At 42.0% G+C, this 21,193-nt stretch carries 24 protein-coding genes; 19 read left to right on the forward strand and 5 right to left on the reverse strand.

Going from position 1 to position 21,193, the window contains the following annotated elements; genetic code table 11:
- The first annotated feature begins 6 nt into the window (after nt 1-6).
- Together KUG63_RS07180 and KUG63_RS07185 are read left to right on the forward strand one after the other, a co-directional pair.
- A complete protein-coding gene (locus KUG63_RS07180) occupies nt 7-753 on the forward strand; it encodes an ABC transporter permease (protein ID WP_287554538.1) in 747 nt (248 codons plus the stop codon).
- A 6-nt stretch (nt 754-759) separates the two neighbouring features.
- Nucleotides 760-1,491, forward strand: a complete 732-nt coding sequence (locus tag KUG63_RS07185; RefSeq protein ID WP_287554540.1) for an ABC transporter ATP-binding protein — start codon at nt 760-762, stop codon at nt 1,489-1,491.
- Nucleotides 1,492-1,652: 161 nt separating this feature from the next.
- Here KUG63_RS07185 and KUG63_RS07190 read toward each other — a convergent pair whose 3' ends face one another.
- Nucleotides 1,653-2,015 (reverse strand): phasin family protein, encoded by a 363-nt coding sequence (locus KUG63_RS07190; protein ID WP_015006650.1) that lies wholly within the window; start codon nt 2,013-2,015, stop codon nt 1,653-1,655.
- Between the two features lie 307 nt (nt 2,016-2,322).
- Here KUG63_RS07190 and KUG63_RS07195 point away from each other — a divergent pair, with 307 nt between their 5' ends.
- Nucleotides 2,323-2,625, forward strand: coding sequence for an antibiotic biosynthesis monooxygenase family protein (locus KUG63_RS07195; RefSeq protein WP_015006651.1), 303 nt, complete (start codon nt 2,323-2,325; stop codon nt 2,623-2,625).
- Here the strand turns inward: KUG63_RS07195 and KUG63_RS07200 are convergent.
- Nucleotides 2,620-3,123 (reverse strand): FxsA family protein, encoded by a 504-nt coding sequence (locus KUG63_RS07200; RefSeq protein ID WP_015006652.1) that lies wholly within the window; start codon nt 3,121-3,123, stop codon nt 2,620-2,622. The genes KUG63_RS07195 and KUG63_RS07200 overlap by 6 nt on opposite strands.
- A gap of 239 nt (nt 3,124-3,362) precedes the next feature.
- On the opposite strand from KUG63_RS07200, the gene KUG63_RS07205 reads away from it, so the two are divergent.
- From KUG63_RS07205 to purD, 11 genes are all read left to right on the forward strand, one after another.
- Nucleotides 3,363-5,231 (forward strand): protein-disulfide reductase DsbD, encoded by a 1,869-nt coding sequence (locus tag KUG63_RS07205; RefSeq protein ID WP_084709583.1) that lies wholly within the window; start codon nt 3,363-3,365, stop codon nt 5,229-5,231.
- Entirely contained in the window at nt 5,232-5,774 is a 543-nt protein-coding gene (locus KUG63_RS07210) for a TlpA family protein disulfide reductase (RefSeq protein ID WP_287554543.1), read from the forward strand. It begins immediately after the preceding gene.
- 138 nt (nt 5,775-5,912) lie between these two features.
- Nucleotides 5,913-6,365 carry a type II 3-dehydroquinate dehydratase gene (gene aroQ, locus KUG63_RS07215; protein WP_015006655.1) on the forward strand — a complete coding sequence of 151 codons (453 nt, stop codon included), beginning with the start codon at nt 5,913-5,915 and terminating at the stop codon, nt 6,363-6,365.
- 2 nt (nt 6,366-6,367) lie between these two features.
- A complete protein-coding gene (accB, locus tag KUG63_RS07220) occupies nt 6,368-6,817 on the forward strand; it encodes an acetyl-CoA carboxylase biotin carboxyl carrier protein (protein ID WP_015006656.1) in 450 nt (149 codons plus the stop codon).
- Between the two features lie 22 nt (nt 6,818-6,839).
- A complete protein-coding gene (gene accC / locus KUG63_RS07225; RefSeq protein WP_015006657.1) occupies nt 6,840-8,180 on the forward strand; it encodes an acetyl-CoA carboxylase biotin carboxylase subunit in 1,341 nt (446 codons plus the stop codon).
- Nucleotides 8,181-8,185: 5 nt separating this feature from the next.
- On the forward strand, nt 8,186-9,067 hold the full coding sequence (gene prmA, locus KUG63_RS07230; protein WP_016390549.1) for a 50S ribosomal protein L11 methyltransferase: 882 nt from the start codon (nt 8,186-8,188) through the stop codon (nt 9,065-9,067).
- Nucleotides 9,068-9,070: 3 nt separating this feature from the next.
- On the forward strand, nt 9,071-9,805 hold the full coding sequence (locus KUG63_RS07235) for a zinc-ribbon and DUF3426 domain-containing protein (protein ID WP_287554546.1): 735 nt from the start codon (nt 9,071-9,073) through the stop codon (nt 9,803-9,805).
- Nucleotides 9,806-9,919: 114 nt separating this feature from the next.
- Nucleotides 9,920-10,909: a tRNA dihydrouridine synthase DusB gene (dusB, locus tag KUG63_RS07240; RefSeq protein ID WP_073023102.1), complete on the forward strand. Its 990-nt coding sequence runs from the start codon at nt 9,920-9,922 to the stop codon at nt 10,907-10,909.
- On the forward strand, nt 10,906-11,154 hold the full coding sequence (gene fis, locus KUG63_RS07245) for a DNA-binding transcriptional regulator Fis (RefSeq protein WP_015006661.1): 249 nt from the start codon (nt 10,906-10,908) through the stop codon (nt 11,152-11,154). The genes dusB and fis overlap by 4 nt, the downstream gene beginning before the upstream one ends.
- A 121-nt stretch (nt 11,155-11,275) precedes the next feature.
- The gene (gene purH / locus KUG63_RS07250) at nt 11,276-12,838 is read left to right on the forward strand and encodes a bifunctional phosphoribosylaminoimidazolecarboxamide formyltransferase/IMP cyclohydrolase (RefSeq protein ID WP_020932108.1); all 1,563 of its coding nucleotides are present in this window, start codon (nt 11,276-11,278) and stop codon (nt 12,836-12,838) included.
- Between the two features lie 15 nt (nt 12,839-12,853).
- Nucleotides 12,854-14,140 (forward strand): phosphoribosylamine--glycine ligase, encoded by a 1,287-nt coding sequence (gene purD / locus KUG63_RS07255; RefSeq protein WP_015006663.1) that lies wholly within the window; start codon nt 12,854-12,856, stop codon nt 14,138-14,140.
- Nucleotides 14,141-14,218: 78 nt separating this feature from the next.
- Here the strand turns inward: purD and rho are convergent, their stop codons facing one another.
- Nucleotides 14,219-15,475: a transcription termination factor Rho gene (rho, locus tag KUG63_RS07260; RefSeq protein WP_015006664.1), complete on the reverse strand. Its 1,257-nt coding sequence runs from the start codon at nt 15,473-15,475 to the stop codon at nt 14,219-14,221.
- Between the two features lie 181 nt (nt 15,476-15,656).
- Complete coding sequence (gene trxA, locus KUG63_RS07265) at nt 15,657-15,983, reverse strand: thioredoxin TrxA (protein WP_015006665.1); 327 nt, start codon at nt 15,981-15,983, stop codon at nt 15,657-15,659.
- 140 nt (nt 15,984-16,123) lie between these two features.
- On the opposite strand from trxA, the gene rhlB reads away from it, so the two are divergent.
- Nucleotides 16,124-17,386, forward strand: a complete 1,263-nt coding sequence (rhlB, locus tag KUG63_RS07270) for an ATP-dependent RNA helicase RhlB (protein WP_287554550.1) — start codon at nt 16,124-16,126, stop codon at nt 17,384-17,386.
- Between the two features lie 9 nt (nt 17,387-17,395).
- Here the strand turns inward: rhlB and yrfG are convergent, their stop codons facing one another.
- Nucleotides 17,396-18,049, reverse strand: coding sequence for a GMP/IMP nucleotidase (gene yrfG / locus KUG63_RS07275; RefSeq protein ID WP_016390545.1), 654 nt, complete (start codon nt 18,047-18,049; stop codon nt 17,396-17,398).
- A gap of 200 nt (nt 18,050-18,249) precedes the next feature.
- On the opposite strand from yrfG, the gene nth reads away from it, so the two are divergent.
- The 4 genes from nth (at nt 18,250) to KUG63_RS07295 (ending at nt 21,094) form a co-directional block, all read left to right on the forward strand.
- Nucleotides 18,250-18,885 (forward strand): endonuclease III, encoded by a 636-nt coding sequence (gene nth, locus KUG63_RS07280; RefSeq protein WP_016390544.1) that lies wholly within the window; start codon nt 18,250-18,252, stop codon nt 18,883-18,885.
- Between the two features lie 177 nt (nt 18,886-19,062).
- Entirely contained in the window at nt 19,063-19,473 is a 411-nt protein-coding gene (locus tag KUG63_RS07285) for a hypothetical protein (protein WP_277642129.1), read from the forward strand.
- A 12-nt stretch (nt 19,474-19,485) separates the two neighbouring features.
- Nucleotides 19,486-20,340: a DUF692 domain-containing protein gene (locus KUG63_RS07290; RefSeq protein WP_015006670.1), complete on the forward strand. Its 855-nt coding sequence runs from the start codon at nt 19,486-19,488 to the stop codon at nt 20,338-20,340.
- Nucleotides 20,341-20,353: 13 nt separating this feature from the next.
- The gene (locus KUG63_RS07295; RefSeq protein WP_277642128.1) at nt 20,354-21,094 is read left to right on the forward strand and encodes a DUF2063 domain-containing protein; all 741 of its coding nucleotides are present in this window, start codon (nt 20,354-20,356) and stop codon (nt 21,092-21,094) included.
- The last annotated feature ends 99 nt before the right edge of the window (nt 21,095-21,193 follow it).

The raw sequence follows: 21,193 nt of genomic DNA on the forward strand, positions 1-21,193 counted from the left end.
AACCTCATGATGCTACGCTCCTCATTCTTAAACTCGGTGTTATCATTAGGGCTGCTGATATTAATTTGGCAACTTGCCGCGGTCACATTTAACAGCCCCGTCTTACCCTCACCTTTACTGGTTTATAAGACACTGGCACATGCTATTCAAACCCATGAATTACCACATCACCTTGGCGTAACTTTATATCGGTTAATAATTAGTTTTTTTCTGGCCATGCTTATAGGAACCGCCATTGGGATTCTTTTAGGGCGGCACAATTCACTCAATCAATTTTTTGATAGTTGGCTAATCATTCTGCTAAATATCCCTGCTTTGGTGACTATTATCTTGTGTTACATTTGGTTTGGTTTGATTGAAACAGCTGCTATTTTCGCTGTCGTTATCAACAAGATTCCCAACGTTATCGTCACCATTAGAGAAGGCACTAAAAACCTAGATGAGCACCTTATGGAAATGACTAGGGCTTATCGATTTGGGCGCTACAAGACATTGCGTCATGTAATTCTCCCCCAACTCTTTCCTTACATTATGGCTGCCGCCAGAACCGGCCTTGCTCTAATATGGAAAATAATTTTAGTCGTTGAAATGTTAGGCAGAAGCGATGGCATGGGTTATCAAATACACCTGTTTTTTCAACTTTTTGATATCCCCAGCATTATGGCTTATACCGTTTCTTTTATTATTGTCATTCAATTGATAGAAAGCATGATATTAAAACCCTTGGACAAAAAATCTCAACGCTGGAAATAACGTACGATGAGCTCTCTTACTGTCGATATAAAAAAGAAGAACTTTCCAAAAAGTGGGCTTAAGGAAACGTTCACCGTCATAGACAACCTTTCTTTCGATATAACAAATAATGAGTTTGTCTGCCTTGTCGGCCCATCAGGCTGTGGCAAAACAACGCTGCTTAATATTATCGCGGACCTTGATAGTGATTATGACGGTACTATTAATAGTCAAAGCAGCAAGCTTCGACCCAGTTACGTTTTCCAAACTCCCCGTTTATTACCATGGCGAACTGTCTTGGAAAACATTCAATTAGCAACCCAGCCCGATGCTTCTTTAGCCAGCATAATAAAAACTCTTCAATCCTTAAACTTAGGCGACCATCTACATAGCTACCCCCATCATTTATCACTGGGAATGCAACGACGGGTTTCACTTGCAAGAGCTTTTTGCTTACCAAGTAACTTGTTGTTAATGGATGAGCCGTTCGTTTCGCTCGACCAGGCCAACGCGAACAAAGCCAGAGGGGCTTTATTAAACTTATGGCATGAAAAACCAAGGTCTATATTATTTGTTACCCATGATTTAAGCGAAGCGATAACACTAGCCGATCGCATTTTATTTTTATCCGCCCCCCCTAGTCATATTATCGCCGAGGTCAACATTAGCCTGACGAGAACTGAACGCACACCCAATCAAGTTAACGCATTTAAAGAGCATCTGAAAACCAGCCAACCAAACATTCGCCCATTTCTGTAAGTTAAACGCCTAAACTGACTATAAAAAATATAACCTCTGTTTCCTTAAGATACTCATAAACAAAAAAAATCCGCTACCAAATTTGGCAGCGGATTTTTATAGCTATTAAACCATCCTCAAAAAGAGGACTTCTCACAAATGGTCAAGCAATTAGTTTCACTTTAAGCTGCTTTTTTAGCTGCTTTTTTTACAGTGTCTTTAACTTCTTGAGTTACTACTGAGTTGCTTTCTTGAACAAGCTTAATCACTTCTTCGTTATAAGCCTTAACCTCTTCAATCAATTCTTTACTATCAGCTTGTACTTTTTCAAAGCTACTTTGGGCCAGTTCAACCTGATCTTTAACAAAAGCACTTAGGCCTTCAAGATCTGTAATGGCAGTAGCCGCTTTAATGCGTGCTTCAGTGAGAGCAACATATTCTTTAGCTGCAGCTTGTTGTGCGGCAATAGCTTTTTCGAACTGTGCTTTATTTAATTCAACTAATTTTTTAGCAGGAGCGAATAAAGTTTCTAGATTATTTAACATGTCATATCCTTTTATTTGTTTTAAGGTATAAGCAATAACTTCTTCTTTGCTGAGTTGGATTATACAGTGTTTTTATTGCAGTGCAACACTTATCTAAGTATCGCATTTTGCACGCACTGTCAACACCCCTTGAACCACTAGTGGTATTAGTCCCCTTACTAAATATTTATATTGCAGTCTTAAAAGAACATACGCTAACCTCTTTAGTTAACGTATCATTAACGACGACGATATCCATTTAATAGTCTCGATTATTCAGCGTAATGAATGGTAAAAAAGTCTTATTTAACCAAAAAGGAGCAGTGTTATGTTTATCGCAATGAACCGCTTTAAAGTAAGCCTTGGCAAAGAAAACGAGTTTGAAGAAGTTTGGCGTTCACGCGAATCTCGCTTAAATGAAGTCCCTGGTTTTAAAACATTTCACCTTTTACGTGGCCCAGCACTTGAGGATCACACCCTATTTGCCTCACATACAACATGGCAAGATAAAGCGGCTTTTGATGACTGGACTCACTCGGACGCGTTTAAACAAGTGCACGCTCAAGCCGGGCAAACAAAAGGTTTATATATTGGGCACCCTAACTTTGAAGGGTTTGAAGTCGTTTTATAGCTTAGGTGGTTTAGTTGTTTTTTTTGTTACATCAGTCTCGTCTTCCCGCTTGAACTCACCTTCGATGATATCCCCATCCAACGCGTCTTCACGGCTGCCTTGTTGAAACGGGCCATCTTGTTGGAAAGAGGCTTGGCCCATTAACGAGCTCTGCAGAATAGAGCGCGCAAAGCGATATCGTAACGACGGCACTAAACAAAGAAAACCAATAATGTCCGTCAAAAAGCCTGGTGTTAACAGCAAGGCTCCACTGACCAGCAACATAGCACCCTCAACCATCTCCACTGCTGGTATCTCAGCTCTAGACAGGCTTGCCTGTATGCGCTGTAGTGTTGCTAGGCCCTGCAATCTAAACAGGTAAGCACCTAATACCGCTGTCAGCAAAATCAACACAACGGTAGGAAACGCACCGATTATGCCTCCCACCTGAATAAGAAAATAAATTTCCACCACAGGGACAACAATTAAGAGTAACAAAAAAACAGAAAAGGGATTCATAGCCAACAGCTTACACAGGAACGATGCCTTTGTAAAAACTGGCATACAGATAAACAGCACAATAACAACATTAAAAAGAAAGATATCAGGAGCTCTTCAGGTCCTAATCTCTATGCAAAACAAAATCAGCTCCTTTGTATTACCGGTGGCGTTATAATGCCTACAAATAACAATGAACAACAAGCACCTGAGCAATGCTTGATATTTCAAGTTAGCATACTGACCCAATCAATTACTCAATGAAAACAAGAAATGTAATTATTTTATGTCTTCTCCTTTGCGCTGTATTTTCTACATCAATGGGGCTTGCAGCTGAGGCAGACCTTAATAAAAAAAATATTACCGATACAATAGGTGATTTATTTGATCGATTCAGCACTTCCCCCTCTGATGCATTACTGGAACCAGACGATGCCTTTAAATTTTTTGCAGAGGTAAACGACCAACAACACATTATCTTAAATTGGCAAATTGCTGACGGTTATTACTTATATCAACAACAGGTTGAGGTAACAGTAATCAACCCTCAAGGCGTTCAGTTAGAAGCAATAAAATTCCCAAAAGGCAAGCGCAAAGTAGATGAGATATTTGGTGATACGGTGGTTTATTACCATGATTTACGACTCACCCAACGCTTAACCAATCCACTTGTTAAACCCACTAACGTAACGCTCAACATTCGATTTCAAGGCTGTGCTGATATTGGGGTTTGCTACCCGCCCATGAATAAAACGGTGAGCTTATCCCTGCAACCGACAAACCACCTAAATATTACCCAGCCGACAAAACCTACCCCTAGCAATATTTCGGAACAGGGCCGAATCGCCAAAGCTCTTGTGGACAATACCGTTTGGTTGACCGCTTTAACCTTCCTGGGGTTTGGTCTATTACTCTCATTGACGCCTTGTGTATTTCCCATGATCCCTATTCTGTCTGGCATTATTATTGGGCATGGCAAAAGCCTTACTACACGTAAAGCCTTTTATTTATCCTTTAGTTACGTGTTTGCCTCGGCAATAACGTATGCGCTTTTCGGCATATTAGCGGGCCTGTTTGGTAGTAACTTACAAGCCACCTTTCAAAACCCTTGGATTCTCAGCATCTTTAGTGGGCTTTTTGTGTTACTTGCTTTATCGATGTTTGGCTTGTATCAAATACAGCTGCCTAATGCACTCCAAAGTAAACTATCTCAACTGTCACAACACCAAAAACACGGCTCCTTATGGGGCAGTGCAATCATGGGTATTTTATCGACACTTATTGTTGGCCCCTGTGTTGCTGCGCCACTCGCCGGGGTGTTGATTTATATAGGACAAACGGGCGATGCTGTATTAGGCGGCCTTGCACTATTCTCGTTAGGCCTCGGTATGGGCATTCCCTTACTAATTATCGGTGTTTCTGCGGGTAAATTATTACCTAAGGCCGGGCACTGGATGGAACCCATTAAGTACTTCTTTGGGGTGTTATTATTGGCTGTCGCTATCTGGCTTGTTGAGCGCATTTTACCGGCCAGCATCACACTCCTTTTGTGGGCAAGCTTATTTATTATTTGCGCGATTTACCTTAACGCACTGGATCGGTTACCAGAAAATTCTTCGGGTTGGCAAAAACTATCCAAAGGAGTCGGTGCTATTTTGATGATCTATGGTGTTATTTTAATGCTCGGTGCAGCCTCCGGCGGAAGCAACCCCTTAAAACCTTTAGCCAACTTTAGTCTTTCGCAAAAAAATAACACTCTACAGCATAGCCTGCCATTTAAGAGAATCCAAAATATTGACGACTTACAGGCTGCTTTACAGCTTGCCTCTCAAAACAAACAATTCGTCATGTTAGATTTTTATGCTGACTGGTGTGTTTCCTGTAAAGAAATGGAAGCCTTTACCTTTAGTGAACCATCTATCCAACAGGCTTTAAAAAACACCCTGCTGTTGCAAGCAGATGTCACCAAAAATAATGATGAAGATCGAGCATTATTAAATGCTTTCTCACTTATTGGGCCACCAGCCATTTTATTTTTTTCGCCTAACGGCACTGAAATAAAACAACATCGAGTCATCGGCTATATGGCAGCTGACGATTTTCTAAAACAACTACAAATACTGAAATAAATGAAGAAGAAGGCTCTATTTTCAATTGGTTTTATACTTATCTTCGCTACCGTTGCTATCACTTTGTTTAGCAAGAACCCTTTAACTATTAGCTCTAACGACACAACAGCTACTCAGCAGGCCCCAACCATGCGGCCAGAGTTTTCTTTTCCCGACCTTCAAGGCCAGTTACGAAACATTAAGGAATGGGACGGCAATTATATCGTGCTTAATTTCTGGGCAACTTGGTGCCCACCTTGTCGTGAAGAAATCCCTGAATTCATTGCCATGCAAAAAGAATATGGTGCAACCAACCTACAGTTCATTGGAGTTGCCATTGATAACACGGTCTCAGTTAACAAATTTGCTTTAGAAGTAGGCATCAACTACCCAAATTTAATTGCCAAAATACAGGGTCTGGATCTAGCAAGGCAATACGGCAACACCATGGGCGCCCTTCCTTTTTCTGTTATTATCAACCCTGAAGGCCGCATTATTACTCGTCAAGTAGGGCTTCTTGAACGATCCAAAATTCTTAAATCCATTCAGCTTTCAAAAGGCTAACTCCTGCTAACTTGCTTATATTTGTCTTTATCTTTCGCGAAATAACATTTTATATAGACTTTATCCAAAAGCTTTGGCAAAATCCCCCCTTATTGCAAGATGAAATTGCATAACCAATTATTTTTAAGTTAGTACATTATGGCAATTATTTCAGTCATCAACGGCCCAAACCTAAATATGCTAGGCACACGAGAACCTGGGATTTATGGTGCTCAAACTCTCGCAGATATAGAGCATTCCTTAACTCAGCTGGCCGAACAACACGGACACGAATTGCTTTTCTATCAAAGTAATGCAGAGCATGACCTTGTTAATAAAGTACAACAAAGTAAGCATGATAAGGTTGCTGTTATCTTATTAAACCCAGCGGCTTTTACGCATACAAGCGTTGCCTTGCGTGATGCCCTATTAGCAAGCGACACACCTTTTATTGAGCTTCACTTATCAAATGTTCATGCTCGCGAGTCATTTCGCCAACACTCTTATTTTTCAGATATTGCCAAAGGTGTTATCTGTGGCTTCGGCCCCGACAGTTATAAATTAGCGCTGCTTGCAGCTCTCCCATTAATACAAAAACCATCAAGAGATTAATTATGGATATAAGAAAAGTTAAAAAACTGATCGAACTCATCGAAGAGTCCGATATTGCAGAAATTGAAATTCACGAAGGTGAAGAGTCTGTACGTATCAATCGTTACTCTTCAACACAACCTGTTGCCGTAACACAAATGCCTGCACCTGCTGCCGCTCCAGCCGTTGCCAGCGCTGCGCCTCAAGCAGCTGCAAGCGACAATACTGAACAGCCGTCTGGACATGTTATTACTTCTCCAATGGTCGGCACGTTTTATGACGCACCTGCGCCAGGCTCGGCCCCTTTCGTCAAAATAGGTCAATCCGTTCAAAAAGGCGATACCTTGTGCATTATTGAAGCAATGAAAATCCTTAACCAAATTGAAGCGGACAAATCTGGTGTTATTGCATCAGTGTTGACTGAGAATGGCCACCCAGTCGAATTTGATCAGCCACTTTTCATCATCGAATAACCGCCCCTGAGACGAGAAAAATATGTTCGATAAAATTCTTATTGCCAACCGTGGTGAAATTGCTTTGCGTATTTTGCGTGCCTGTCGCGAAATGGGCATCCAAACAGTTGCCGTTCACTCCTCTGCCGACCGTGATTTAAAACACGTTCGTTTAGCAGATGAATCCGTTTGTATTGGCGGTCCTTCATCTACAGAAAGCTACCTAAACGTACCCGCCATTATTAGTGCTGCAGAAATTACCGATGCCCAAGCTATTCACCCCGGCTACGGCTTTTTGTCTGAAAATGCGGACTTTGCTGAACGCGTAGAACAAAGCGGCTTTACATTTATTGGCCCTCGCTCGGAAACAATTCGCCTAATGGGTGATAAAGTCTCAGCGATTGAGGCAATGATTAAGGCTGGCGTGCCTTGCGTTCCCGGTTCAGATGGCCCGTTAAACGATGACAAAGAACGAAATGTCAGATTAGCCCGTGATATTGGCTACCCCATTATCATTAAAGCTGCTGGCGGTGGTGGTGGCCGCGGGATGCGTGTGGTTCATACAGAAGCAGCCCTTTTGAATGCCATTTCACTGACCAAAACCGAGGCTAAAAACTTTTTTGGTAACGATATGGTGTATATGGAGAAATTCCTTGAAACGCCACGCCATATCGAATTCCAAGTGCTGGCCGACCAACACGGTAACGCCATTCACTTGGGAGAACGTGATTGCTCAACTCAGCGTAAGCACCAAAAAGTAATTGAAGAAGCGCCCGCAATTGGCATCAGCGAAGAGGTTCGCCAAGAAATTGGTACTCGCTGTGCGAAAGCCTGTACAGATATTGGCTACTATGGAGCAGGAACCTTTGAGTTCTTATATGAGAAAGGTGAATTTTATTTCATTGAAATGAATACACGGGTTCAAGTAGAGCATCCAATTACAGAAATTGTCACTGGTGTCGATATTGTTGCTGAACAACTGAAAATTGCCGCTGGTCTACCACTTGGTTACACGCAAGATGATATTAAAATTTCAGGTCACGCTATTGAATGTCGTCTAAATGCTGAGCATTCTGAAACCTTTATGCCTTCACCAGGGAAAATCACACAGTTACATATCCCAGGCGGTCCTGGCATTCGCTTTGATAGCCATATCTATAACGGCTACACCGTGCCTCAATACTATGACTCGATGATCGGCAAACTGATCGCATCAGGCCCCTCTCGCGACTCTGCACTTGCTCGCACAAAAACAGCTCTTAACGAAACGGTTATTGATGGCATTCACACCAATATCCCGTTATTAAAGGACATTGTGGTCGACAAAGATTTTGCCTCAGGCGTCTATAATATTCATTACCTTGAAAAGAAACTGGGGATGTAATCGGCATGGCATGGCAACAATTGACCATTGCAACAACTCAAGAGTTAGCCGCAACGATTGAAGGCTTATTAGAAAACCTTGGCGCTCTGTCTGTGACCATCACAGACAGAGCCGACCAACCTATTTATGAGCCGCCATTAAATAGCACGCCTCTATGGCAACATGTCTCCATTACAGGTTTGTTTGACGAACAAGACGACCTTAAAAATATCGAGCAATTTTTTAACCAACAACTTGGCCATCAGGGCGAGTGGCAATTAACTATTGAGCGTCTAGAAGACCAAGTCTGGGAACGTGTTTGGCTTGAAAATTTCCAACCCATTAAATTTGGCGATAACTTTTGGGTTTGCTCTACCGAACATGACATTGCAGATTCCAATGCAACCTTATTACGACTCGACCCTGGTCTAGCATTTGGCACTGGCACACACCCTACGACCGCCCTTTGTCTCGATTGGTTAGCCAAACATGATCTTACAAAAAGCAATATTATCGACTTTGGATGTGGCTCTGGCATACTCGCTATTGCAGGTCTTTTATTAGGCGCAAAAAGTGCTATTGGCATAGACATTGACCCTCAGGCACTTATCGCCACAACGAGCAATGCCGAACAAAACAATGTACTTGATAAAGTCAAGGTTTATGCCGCTGATCAATACCCTCGAAAACCCCAAGCCATTGTCATTGCGAATATTTTAGCTGAGCCGCTTATCTCTCTATCAAGCGATATTTCAGCCTTAGTTAAACCCAAGGGCCATTTATTATTATCTGGCATCCTTAGCGAACAAGTAACGCAAGTTATTAGCGCCTACCAACATGAATTCATCTTCTGCCCTGCCACCATTAGAGACAATTGGGCTTGCCTCCATGCCGTTAAAAAAACTTGAGCAATGCCTTATGCACTTTGTCCTTTTTGTTTTAGTACATTACATGTCACCCCTGAACAATTAGCAGTTAAGTCAGGCGTTATTCGCTGCGGCCATTGCCATAAAGTATTTAATGCACGGGAAAATGAACTCAGCGCCGATATTGAGCGAACTATTCCCATTAAGCCCAATGAAGACATCACTCAGTCATCGACTGCTACCCAAGAGCACTCGTCTGAAGCTGATTCTCCTCCAATTATTGCGGCATGGGAGTCTACAAAAACCACCCATCACTATAAACTGCCTTACGGTCTGCTTTCATTTGTATTAGTGTTAGCGCTTCTCACTCAAATTGCCTTCATTGAATCAACACGATTAACTCAGAACACACAATTACAACCCTTCTTCAAAAAACTCAATAACACCTTCGACTTATCAATTCCTAGCTACCAAAACCTGGATGAAATTCACATCATTGCACGCCAGCTTACGCCTCACTCAAAGCTATATGAGCTGCTGTCTTTTCAACTCACAATCAAAAATTCCGCCTTAGCCGAACAACCCTATCCAAGCATAAAATTGCTACTAACATCGACTCTCGGTGAGCCAATAGCTCAAGGAGTTTTCACTAAAAATGATTACCTAGCAGACAGTGAAATCAATGATTATTTCGCACCTCAATCCCTAAGGAACATTACGCTTACCTTCCAAAAACCTAGCAAAACTGCCTTTGGTTTTGAAATATCCTTTCAACCTTAAGGTAAAATGCTTGCGATAAATCGCCGCTAAGGATTGACTCAAGATCAGACAATAGCGACACTAAACACCTGAGAGTGTCGCATAAAACTCTCAACTCAACCCCTTTAAGTTCTTATGAAAATTGGTCCGTATACATTAAGTAACAACTTAGTCTTATCCCCAATGGCTGGAATAACCGACAGACCTTTTCGTCAACTTTGTCGGGAATTAGGCGCTGGCTTAGCGGTGTCTGAAATGACTGCGTCAAACCCAGCTTTACGCAAACACCGACGAACCTTATTAAAACTCGATCATAATGGCGAGGACGAGCCTCGCTCGGTACAAATTGTTGGCACAAATCCCAAACAAATGGCTGAAGCGGCTCTCTTTAATCAAGCCAATGGCGCACAAATTATTGATATCAACATGGGCTGTCCTGCTAAAAAAGTATGTAATGTCGCTGCTGGTTCAGCCTTATTAAGAGACGAACCTTTGGTTGAAGAAATTTTAAAGTCTGTGGTTTCTGCCGTCCACATTCCGGTAACGCTAAAAATAAGAACTGGCTGGGATCCACTCAGTAAAAACGCCCCCACCATTGCTAAAATTGCCGAGCAAGCCGGCATACAGGCCCTTGCGATTCATGGTCGGACACGTGCTTGTAAATATGATGGAAACGCTGAATTTGACACCATTAAACTCGTTAAACAATCCATCAACATTCCGGTATTTGCCAATGGAGATATAACTACCCCTCAACGAGCACGTGACGTATTACATCACACCAATGCAGATGGTCTGTTAATAGGCCGTGGTGCCCAAGGGCGACCTTGGATTTTCAGAGAAATTGACCATTTCTTGAAAACAGGCGAGACCTTAGCGCCACCTGACTTTGAGGAAATAAGACAGGTTGTTATTCGCCATATTACGCAGCTACATCAATTTTATGGTGATATTATGGGCGTCAGGATTGCCAGAAAGCATATAGCTTGGTATTTTAAACACCTAGATACATCATTACTGCCTCTTGTTAAGAAAAGTTTTTCCATCCAAGAGCCTCAGCAACAACTAGATTTTATGGATAAAATTTTTCATGCCCTTACACAAACACAACACCAAGTAGCATGAGTTTAGATAAATCAAAACAACCTTTATGTCACCAAGTGACACAAGCACTCGAAAACTATTTTGCACAACTTGACGGTCAAGAAGTCGTTGACCTACACGCACTAGTCATCAGTGAAGTTGAAAAACCATTATTTGAAGCGGTGCTAAACCATACTAAGTCTAACCAGTCTAAAGCTGCGAAGATGCTTGGTTTAAGCCGTGGCACACTGAGAAAGAAATTAGCCAGCTACAACTTGGATATTTAACCCTAGTTCAGTTCTAAGCCGAGTAGCAAAAAGCTCAGCAAAAACATACGACTTTCTATAGAATACCCTGTTTTCAGATAGGCCAATTAGGCCTGACACTCTTTCACAAACAGGTCAAAAAATGAGCAATAAAATCACTCGCGCTTTAGTTAGCGTTTCCGATAAATCAGGCATTATTGAGTTCTGTCAACAATTGAGCAGCTTAGGTGTTGAAATCATTTCAACCGGCGGCACCGCTAAATTACTACAAAACAATAATATTCCTGTTGTAGAAATCAGTGATTACACCGGGTTTCCAGAAATGATGGATGGCCGCGTCAAGACGCTGCACCCAAAAGTTCATGGTGGTATTTTAGGTCGCCGTGATATTGACCAAACCATTATGCAAGATAATGATATCAAGCCGATCGACCTAGTTGTTGTAAACCTATACCCCTTCCAACAAACAGTGGCAAACCCAGATTGTGATCTTGCAACGGCCATCGAAAATATCGATATTGGTGGGCCCACTATGATTCGCGCTGCGGCTAAGAACCATAAAGATGTCACCATTATAGTTGACCCTAATGATTACCAACAAACCATTGAGTCTATTAAGGCAACTGGCGGAGTCGATGCGCCTAGTCGTTTTAATTTTGCCGTTAAGACGTTTGAGCATACTGCTCAATATGACGGCGCTATCGCAAATTATTTAGGGACCATTCAAGAATACGGCGATAAAGCCGACTTTTCTCGTACTATCAACCTACAATTTAAACAAAAACAAGTGATGCGTTACGGTGAGAATCCTCATCAAAAAGCAGCCTTTTTTACCGAAGAGGCCTCTCAACCCGGCACAATTGCTTCAGCAGTTCAGCATCAAGGCAAAGAGTTATCCTATAACAATATCGCCGATACCGATGCGGCGCTTGAGTGTGTTAAACAGTTTGATGATTCGCCAGCCTGCGTAATCGTGAAACATGCAAACCCCTGTGGCGTAGCCCTTGGTGATAACATTCTAGACGCATACAACCGAGCTTACCAAACAGATCCTGAATCTGCGTTTGGCGGCATTATTGCGTTTAACCGCCCACTTGATTTAGCAACAGCTAAAGCCATCACAGATCGTCAATTTGTTGAAGTCATTATCGCCCCAGGTGTTAACGAAGATGCCTTGGCCGTCATCGCTGGCAAGAAAAACCTTCGCCTACTGGACAGCGGACCATGGGAAAAAAGCGACGAAGATCGCTATGATTTCAAGCGTGTTAATGGCGGCCTACTTGTCCAAACTATTGATAAAGAGTTATTCACAGATCTAACCGTTGTTACCAAACGACAACCCAGCAAACAAGAAATGCAAGATTTATTGTTCAGCTGGAGCGTTGCTAAGTTTGTTAAGTCAAATGCTATCATCTACGGCAAAAACAACATGACTATCGGCGTAGGCGCCGGTCAAATGAGCCGTGTTAATTCTGCGAGAATAGCCGCGATTAAGGCTGAACAAGCAGGTCTAGATGTTACTGGCTCTGTCATGGCATCTGATGCATTCTTCCCCTTTAGAGATGGCCTCGATAATGCTGCTCAAGTGGGTATTCGAGCAGTGATTCAACCTGGTGGGTCAATGCGTGACGAGGAAGTTATTCAAGCGGCTGACGAGCACGATATTGCCATGGTCTTTACGGGCATGCGCCACTTTAGGCACTAATCAAGGAGTTCTATAATGAATGTACTAATCGTAGGCGGCGGTGGGCGTGAACACGCCTTAGCGTGGAAAGCAAAGCAATCTTCTAACGTAGATACGGTCTATGTAGCACCCGGTAATGCAGGCACCGAACAAGAACCCGGCATTACCAATATTGACATTCAGGCTGAAGATATTGATCGCTTATTAACCTTTGCCTTAGAAGAAAAAATTGAATTGACCATTGTTGGCCCCGAAGCTCCGTTAGTGGCCGGTATCGTTGATCAATTTACCGCTAACGGTTTACGTTGTTTTGGCCCGACCCAACTGGCTGCACAACTTGAAGGATCCAAAGCCTACTGTAAGGACTTCTTAGCACGCCATAATATTCCTACCGCTGACTATCAAAGCTTTAGCGATATCGAACCTGCTTGCGACTACATTCGCAGCAAAGGCGCTCCTATTGTTGTAAAGGCTGATGGTTTAGCCGCTGGCAAAGGCGTTATCCTTGCGGAAACTGAACAAGAAGCCATTGACGCGGTCAACGACATGTTAGCTGGCAATGCCTTTGGTGAAGCAGGTCATCGCGTTGTGATCGAAGAATTTTTGCTCGGTGAAGAAGCCAGCTTTATTGTCATTGCCAATGGTAATCAAGCACTGCCCATGGCCTCATCTCAGGACCATAAAGCACGTGATAATGGAGATTTAGGTCCTAACACGGGTGGTATGGGTGCTTACTCACCTGCACCTGTTGTAACACCTAAAATGCATGACCTCATCATGGATACCATTATTCAACCAACATTGGATGGCATGATAAAAGACGGTATTCCATACACCGGGTTTCTATACGCAGGCGTAATGATTGACGCTCAAGGAACACCCAAAGTACTTGAATACAATTGTCGATTTGGCGACCCAGAAACCCAACCCATCATGATGCGCTTGAAGAGCGACCTGACTGAGCTGTGTAATGCCGCCCTTGATAATAAATTAGATACCATCTCAGCTCAGTGGGATACTCGCACAGCTATTGGTGTGGTTCTTGCCGCTGGTGGCTACCCTTTCGACTATCACAAGGGTGACATTATTACTGGTATTCCAACGGAAACCGATGATGCTAAAACCTTTCATGCTGGTACCAAAATGAGCAATGGTGATATCACCACTAATGGCGGCCGTGTCCTGTGCGCCTGTGCCCTAGGTAACAGTGTACTCGACGCGCAATTAAAGGCCTATGAGACGGTCGGTTCAATTCAATGGGACAATGTATACTTCCGAACTGATATTGGCCACCGCGCTATAAAGCGCGAACAATCGGCCTAGCCTAATAAAATATCAACACGCAAAAAAAGAGCGTTTAAATATAAACGCTCTTTTTTTGTTTCTTAAAATTATTAATTGCTAACGCTTCATTGAATCAAAGAACTCGCCATTTGTTTTTGTTTTCTTAAAGCGTTCTAACAAGAACTCAATCGCACCCATTTCATCCATTGGATTAAGAATTTTGCGGAGAATCCAAGTTTTTTGAAGGATATCAGCGTCCACTAAATATTCTTCTCGACGTGTGCCTGAACGGTTAACGTTAATCGCTGGGTAAATACGTTTTTCAGCAATTTTACGCTCAAGATGAAGCTCCATATTACCCGTGCCTTTAAACTCCTCGTAAATCACATCGTCCATACGCGAACCGGTTTCAACGAGAGCTGTTGCAATAATTGTCAAACTACCGCCTTCTTCAATATTACGTGCCGCACCAAAAAAACGTTTAGGACGTTCAAGTGCATTAGCATCCACACCACCAGTCAAAATTTTACCTGATGAAGGCGCTACAGTATTGTAGGCTCGACCCAAACGGGTAATAGAGTCTAACAAAATAATAACGTCTCTTTTGTGCTCCACCATTCTTTTTGCTTTTTCAATAACCATTTCGGCCACCTGAACATGGCGAGAAGCAGGCTCATCAAATGTACTGGAAATCACTTCACCTTTAACGGTACGTGACATCTCTGTCACCTCTTCAGGCCGCTCATCGATCAATAGAACCATTAAATGGCTTTCTGGATTATTTGCAGCAATAGAGTGCGCTAAATTTTGCAGAATCATGGTCTTACCAGCTTTAGGCGGTGACACAATTAAGCCACGTTGCCCCTTACCAATGGGTGATACCAAGTCAATAACACGGGAAGTTAAATCTTCAGTGGTACCATTCCCCATTTCTAAAGTTAAACGTTCATTGGGGAAAATAGGCGTTAAGTCCTTAAACGCTATTTTGTTTTTTGCATGTTCTGGTTTTTCATAATTAAGCTTATCGACCTTCAATAGTGCAAAGTAACGCTCACTATCTTTAGGTGGGCGAATTTTTCCCGAAATGGTATCCCCCGTTCTTAAACCAAACCGACGAATCTGACTCGGCGAGACATAAATATCATCTGGACCCGCTAAAAACGAACCATCTGCCGACCTTAAAAACCCAAAACCATCTGATAATATTTCAAGAACCCCATCACCATATACATCATCGCCTTTTTTGGCTATTTTCTTAAGAATTTGAAAGACAGTGGTTTGTTTTAATGATCGTCCAGTGTTATCAACACCAAGTTCTTTCGCAAGTTCAAGGATTTCAGTTGCGGGTTTACGCTTCAGCTCAGTTAGGTTCATATAGATTTAAGGTTGGAATAAAAAGGTATAAACGTGCACATTTAGCACTAGAGGTTTTTTAATTGATTTTTTTGATTGTTTGCACGGCAAGTGGCGTGCTTAAGGGGTTCTTACTTATGGAAGTAAAGGTAGCATTAAAAAACACCCTCGTCTACCTTTAAGGCGAAGGCGTTGTATTTTTTTAGATATTACTGTCAATAAATGCTGATAATTGTGATTTAGTCACGGCTCCTACTTTGGTCGCTTCCACTTCACCAGCTTTATAAACCATTAAGGTTGGAATGCCTCGCACACCAAAACGCCTTGGCATCGCTGGGTTTGAATCTATATCCAACTTAACGACTTTCAACTTACCGGCATATTCGTCTGCAATTTCATCGAGGATCGGTGCTACCATTTTACAAGGACCACACCATTCAGCCCAAAAATCTACTAATACTGGTTGTTCAGACGCCAAAACGTCCTGTTCAAAACTATCATCGGTGGTATGAACTACATTTTCACTCACTATTTATCTCCGTTCGGTTAATACTACGCACTATTACATCATAATAGAGTACGATATCAGATGCATAGCTTACCATGAATATTTCATTCCTAACTAAACTTCCAATTCACTCCTCTATTTCTTCAACAATTACATAACTTATGTCCGACACCCATCTTACTGATACTCAATTTTCTTCACTTGGGCTCACTGCCCCTTTAATTCAAGGTTTAGACGAGGCTAATTTCATAAAGTGCACGCCTATTCAGGAACAAACCTTACCCATCAGTTTGCTCGGCAACGATGTCGCAGGACAGGCGCAAACAGGCACTGGAAAAACCATTGCTTTTTTACTCGCCACGTATCACACCCTACTAACAAAAACGCCTGCCGATAATAAAAAAGGTGTTAGGGCGCTTATTCTTGCTCCAACGCGTGAACTGGCGATACAAATTGCAAATGATGCAAAAATTATTGGTAAACACACTGACATTAAAGTCGGCCTTGCCTACGGTGGAACAGATTACGATAAACAACGTAAAACCATAGAGGATGGTGTGGATATTTTAATTGGCACCCCGGGACGAACCATCGATTTTTTCAAGCAAAAAGTATTTAACCTTAGAAACACCGAGGTCCTAGTACTAGATGAAGCAGACAGAATGTTTGACCTTGGGTTTATAAATGATATTCGCTATTTATTACGACGATTACCTAAACCTGAAAAGCGTTTAAACTTATTGTTCTCGGCAACACTTTCGTTCAAAGTTACCGAATTGGCTTACGAGCATATGAACAACCCTGTAATGGTTCGCGTTGAACCCGAACAAATAACTGCAAAACAAGTGGTTGAGTCTGTTTATTACCCTGCTGATAATGAAAAAATTCCCTTACTTCTTCATCTGCTGACAAATGAGAAACCCGAAAGAGGGATTATTTTCATCAATACCAAACACACTGCAGACCGTTTACATCGTTACCTAAAGGGCAACGACTTTGATAACGCCGTGCTTTCAGGCGATGTACCACAAAAAAAACGACAAGCCATTTTAACTCGCTTTCAAGACGGCAAACTACCTTTATTAATTGCCACTGATGTGGCCGCTCGTGGATTACACATTCCTGCTGTTAGCCATGTGTTTAATTTTGACCTACCTCAAGATGCCGAAGACTATGTTCACCGAATTGGTAGAACCGCCCGCTCAGGCGCCAGCGGTAAAGCCATTAGTTTTGCCTGTGAAACCTATGCTTACTCACTGCCTGACATTGAAGCCTATATATCACACAAAATTCCTTTCGAAAATATTGATGGCGCCTCCTTACCGGATGTTAAACCAGCTACTAAAAGAACCGCTAAACCATCTACTCACAAACGCCCAGCAAACGCTCGAACACAACAAAAATCACGCTCACATAAACGGTAATTAAGCCGTTTATTTTGGCTGAATAGCGCCAAGACTTTCGACTGCTAAATAGTCATGTACGATACGCGGTGGCTCAGCGCTATCGGGTTTAGTAATAGCGACGATGTATTGAATGCCAAATGTATCGGCTGCCTTCAACACACTTAAACTATCATCCACCATCACGGTTTTAGATTTATCAAACTGCTCCAGCTGATGAAAAGCATGCCAAAAACTTTGCTGCTCTTTGGGGTAACCAAAATCATGCGCAGAAACAATCGCATCAAAAAACTCTACCAAACCTGTTTTTTGCATTTTTAGGTTTAAACTCTCTGCATGTGCATTTGTTACCAACACACAGCGTTTACCCGATGCTTTTATAGCTCCTAAAAAATCGCGTGTATGCGGCAATTCTTTAATATGTTCCTGTGTTTCAACTTTTAGCTTAACAATATCAATACCTAATGCCTCGCTCCAATAATCTAAGCAATACCAATTTAACAAGCCTTCTTGGGCTTTAAAAAGAGGCTCTAGCTGTTTAATTGCTTCATCAAATGAAATACCTTCCTTATTAGCAAAATAATCAGGCACAACACGTTGCCAAAAATGGTTGTCGAACCGTAGATCCAACAAAGTACCATCCATATCCAATAAAACAGTTTCTATTTCCGACCAATTAATCATCTGGTAACCTAACCTTTACAACGTTAAACTTTTCGACTTACCTTCAAAAGGCATACCGGTATGTTAAACCATTTCAGCAAACGCTTATCCCTTTTCCTAATAAGTGGTTTATTGCTTACCATCAATGCCTCTCAACATTCCCCCACCAATGCTATTTAAGCGCTAATAAACAGATACTTACACAATAACTCAACTCACTTATGAACAAAGCTAAACGCCTAGAAATATTCGAGCGACTCGCTCAAGCTATCCCTGAACCTGAAACCGAACTTAATTACAGCTCACCTTTTGAGCTTTTAATTGCAGTTATCCTTTCTGCTCAAGCTACCGACAAGGGAGTTAACAAGGCGACCGATAAATTATTCCCTATTGCCAACACGCCTGAAGCTATTTTTGCACTCGGTGAAAAAGGACTCAAAGAATATATTAAAACTATCGGGCTTTTTAACACCAAAGGCAGCAACGTTATCAAAACCTGTAAAATGTTAATGGAACAGCATAATAGCCAAGTCCCTCAAACTCGCGAGGAACTTGAAGCCTTACCGGGCGTTGGGCGAAAAACGGCAAACGTTGTTCTAAACACTGCCTTTGGTGTTCCGACTATCGCTGTTGATACGCATATCTTTAGGGTCAGTAATCGCACTAAAATTGCCACCGGTAAAAATGTCTTAGAGGTTGAAAAGAAACTTGAAAAAAACGTACCAACAGCACACAAGCTTGATGCCCATCATTTACTGATTCTTCATGGTCGATACACGTGTATTGCTCGAAAACCACGCTGCGGTTCATGCGTCATTGAAGATTTATGTGAATTTAAAGACAAAACCATCTATTAGATCATTTTTAAATCAACCTTATTAATTCTAGTAAAACTAAAACAAGCTGTAAGTTTTTTAAACTTTGCTTGGTCTATTAAAGCGCATATAGTAAACCGACCTACTCTTGTCGGTACTGCAGACAAACGCACTGAAATAAACAGTGACCCGAGAATAAAAAAACAACAGGATATTCTTATGAAAAACCCTACAAAAAAACCAATCATCACCGCGTTAGGGGCTGCCTTTGTCACCTCAATGGCATTTACTCCAGTCGTAAACGCAGACACAAACCCATTTGGCGCAACTGAATTAAAAACTGGCTACATGATGCTTGCCGAAGGTAAATGTGGCGAAGGCAAATGTGGCGAAGGCAAATGTGGTACTGAAAAAGCTGCTGACAAAGCAAAAGAAGCAAAATGCGGTGAAGGTAAATGTGGTGCTGAAAAAGCTGCTGACAAAGCAAAAGAAGCAAAATGCGGTGAAGGTAAATGTGGTGCTGAAAAAGCTGCTGACAAAGTAAAAGAAGCAAAATGCGGTGAAGGTAAATGCGGTGCTGAAAAAGCTGCTAACAAAGTAAAAGAAGGTAAGTGTGGCTCTAAGAAGTAACGCTAGCTAGCAATGATTAATACCTTTCCCGTTCATGGAGTTGGGCTTGGATTAAGGCGGGCCTTTATAGGCCCGCTAGTTGAAAAACCGCCTAGCAATATAGATTTTTATGAAATCGCTCCTGAAAACTGGATAAAAATCGGTGGCCGATATGGTAAGCAGTTACGCGCCTTAACTGAACAGTTTCCTTTTGTAGCACATGGTTTGTCACTCAGCCTAGGTAGCCCAGACCCACTAGACGTTAAGTTCATTCGCGACATTCGAGATTTTATTAAGCTACATCAAATTAAGGTTTATACCGAACATCTCAGCTATTGTAGTGATGGCGGTCACCTATACGACCTGATGCCCATCCCGTTTACTCAACAAGCAGTTGAATACGTGGCTGAGAGGATTCTCCACGTACAAGATATTCTTGGCCAACAAATTGCCATTGAAAATGCCTCTTACTATGCTGCCCCTGGTAAGGAAATGGAAGAAATTGATTTCATTAACGCAGTGATAAAAAAAGCCGATTGCAAGTTACTGGTCGATATTAACAATATATATGTCAACAGCGTAAACCATAAATACAGTGCGGAAGAATTTTTGAAAGCACTACCCGGTGACCGCATAAGCTATGCACATATTGCAGGACACTATAACGAAGCCGACGATATTATTATTGATTCTCACGGTGCTAATGTCATTGATCCTGTCTGGCAATTACTCGATAAAGCTTACGACAATTTTGGCCTATTTCCCACCCTATTGGAGCGTGACTTTAATATTCCACCACTACCTGAGTTACTCGACGAGGTTCACCTTATTCATCAAGCCCAATTAAATTATTCACCCCAATCAGGTCAAAAACGTGTCGCAAAATAACGCGCCTTCTTTCATGCAAACTCAACATGCGTTCACCCGCTATATTCGTGACCCAAAAAATGCGCCAAAACCGAGTGATATTGAAGAACGACGCATAAATATATACCGCGACCTTATGTTCACCAATATTGCCAGCGCGCTTAGTGATGGATTCCCGGTTGTTAAGACTATTTGCTCTGAACAACAATGGGAAAATATCTGTAGAGATTTTTATCATCGTCACCCAAGTCAAAGCCCCTACTTTTCTGACATTCCCCAAGAGTTTATCCACTATTTAGAGCACGAACGCACAAATAATTCAGACACCATTAATGATGCTCCATTCCTACTAGAGCTAGCTCATTATGAATGGCTTGAGTTTATCATTTCCATTGCTGACGATGAAACCTACCCTCCCATTAGCGACCCTTTCAATCAAGCTTTAACCGTTGCGCCAACAGCCTTAGTTGCTGCCTATACCTACCCCGTACATAAAATTTCGCCTGACTTTTTACCCGCCGAACCACCCGATCAGCCAACATACCTAGCCGTTTACCGCAATATTGAGCACACAATATGCTTTTTAGAAATAACACCAACAACACATGCCTTGCTTATCGCATTAGCCGACAACACAAGCCAATTAACCAAAGACATTTTGTCAACATTAGCTAAAAACCTTCAACACCCAGACCCTAGCGTTGTTATACAAGGAGGGCTATCCATAATTAATGACTTTATTCATCGTGGTATCGTCGTTTCTACCCCTAATTAATTTAACCCTCAGCACTTAAAACGAGCTTGCGATAGCCGCCTGAGCTATTTTCAAAACTTTTTAACCCGCTAATGCCTGCTTTTTTTAAGTCCTTCATCT

Origin of the sequence: Cycloclasticus sp. (assembly GCF_019090545.1) — a bacterium.
Lineage (GTDB): Bacteria > Pseudomonadota > Gammaproteobacteria > Methylococcales > Cycloclasticaceae > Cycloclasticus > Cycloclasticus pugetii.

Excerpts from the sequence above, each read along its gene's own strand:
- KUG63_RS07180 (WP_287554538.1), top strand. The coding sequence starts at position 7 with ATGATGCTACGCTCCTCATTCTTAAACTCGGTGTTATCATTAGGGCTG.
- KUG63_RS07185 (WP_287554540.1), top strand. The coding sequence starts at position 760 with ATGAGCTCTCTTACTGTCGATATAAAAAAGAAGAACTTTCCAAAAAGT.
- KUG63_RS07190 (WP_015006650.1), bottom strand. The coding sequence starts at position 2,015 with ATGTTAAATAATCTAGAAACTTTATTCGCTCCTGCTAAAAAATTAGTT.
- KUG63_RS07195 (WP_015006651.1), top strand. The coding sequence starts at position 2,323 with ATGTTTATCGCAATGAACCGCTTTAAAGTAAGCCTTGGCAAAGAAAAC.
- KUG63_RS07200 (WP_015006652.1), bottom strand. The coding sequence starts at position 3,123 with ATGAATCCCTTTTCTGTTTTTTTGTTACTCTTAATTGTTGTCCCTGTG.
- KUG63_RS07205 (WP_084709583.1), top strand. The coding sequence starts at position 3,363 with ATGAAAACAAGAAATGTAATTATTTTATGTCTTCTCCTTTGCGCTGTA.
- KUG63_RS07210 (WP_287554543.1), top strand. The coding sequence starts at position 5,232 with ATGAAGAAGAAGGCTCTATTTTCAATTGGTTTTATACTTATCTTCGCT.
- aroQ (WP_015006655.1), top strand. The coding sequence starts at position 5,913 with ATGGCAATTATTTCAGTCATCAACGGCCCAAACCTAAATATGCTAGGC.
- accB (WP_015006656.1), top strand. The coding sequence starts at position 6,368 with ATGGATATAAGAAAAGTTAAAAAACTGATCGAACTCATCGAAGAGTCC.
- accC (WP_015006657.1), top strand. The coding sequence starts at position 6,840 with ATGTTCGATAAAATTCTTATTGCCAACCGTGGTGAAATTGCTTTGCGT.
- prmA (WP_016390549.1), top strand. The coding sequence starts at position 8,186 with ATGGCATGGCAACAATTGACCATTGCAACAACTCAAGAGTTAGCCGCA.
- KUG63_RS07235 (WP_287554546.1), top strand. The coding sequence starts at position 9,071 with ATGCCTTATGCACTTTGTCCTTTTTGTTTTAGTACATTACATGTCACC.
- dusB (WP_073023102.1), top strand. The coding sequence starts at position 9,920 with ATGAAAATTGGTCCGTATACATTAAGTAACAACTTAGTCTTATCCCCA.
- fis (WP_015006661.1), top strand. The coding sequence starts at position 10,906 with ATGAGTTTAGATAAATCAAAACAACCTTTATGTCACCAAGTGACACAA.
- purH (WP_020932108.1), top strand. The coding sequence starts at position 11,276 with ATGAGCAATAAAATCACTCGCGCTTTAGTTAGCGTTTCCGATAAATCA.
- purD (WP_015006663.1), top strand. The coding sequence starts at position 12,854 with ATGAATGTACTAATCGTAGGCGGCGGTGGGCGTGAACACGCCTTAGCG.
- rho (WP_015006664.1), bottom strand. The coding sequence starts at position 15,475 with ATGAACCTAACTGAGCTGAAGCGTAAACCCGCAACTGAAATCCTTGAA.
- rhlB (WP_287554550.1), top strand. The coding sequence starts at position 16,124 with ATGTCCGACACCCATCTTACTGATACTCAATTTTCTTCACTTGGGCTC.
- yrfG (WP_016390545.1), bottom strand. The coding sequence starts at position 18,049 with ATGATTAATTGGTCGGAAATAGAAACTGTTTTATTGGATATGGATGGT.
- nth (WP_016390544.1), top strand. The coding sequence starts at position 18,250 with ATGAACAAAGCTAAACGCCTAGAAATATTCGAGCGACTCGCTCAAGCT.
- KUG63_RS07285 (WP_277642129.1), top strand. The coding sequence starts at position 19,063 with ATGAAAAACCCTACAAAAAAACCAATCATCACCGCGTTAGGGGCTGCC.
- KUG63_RS07290 (WP_015006670.1), top strand. The coding sequence starts at position 19,486 with ATGATTAATACCTTTCCCGTTCATGGAGTTGGGCTTGGATTAAGGCGG.
- KUG63_RS07295 (WP_277642128.1), top strand. The coding sequence starts at position 20,354 with ATGCAAACTCAACATGCGTTCACCCGCTATATTCGTGACCCAAAAAAT.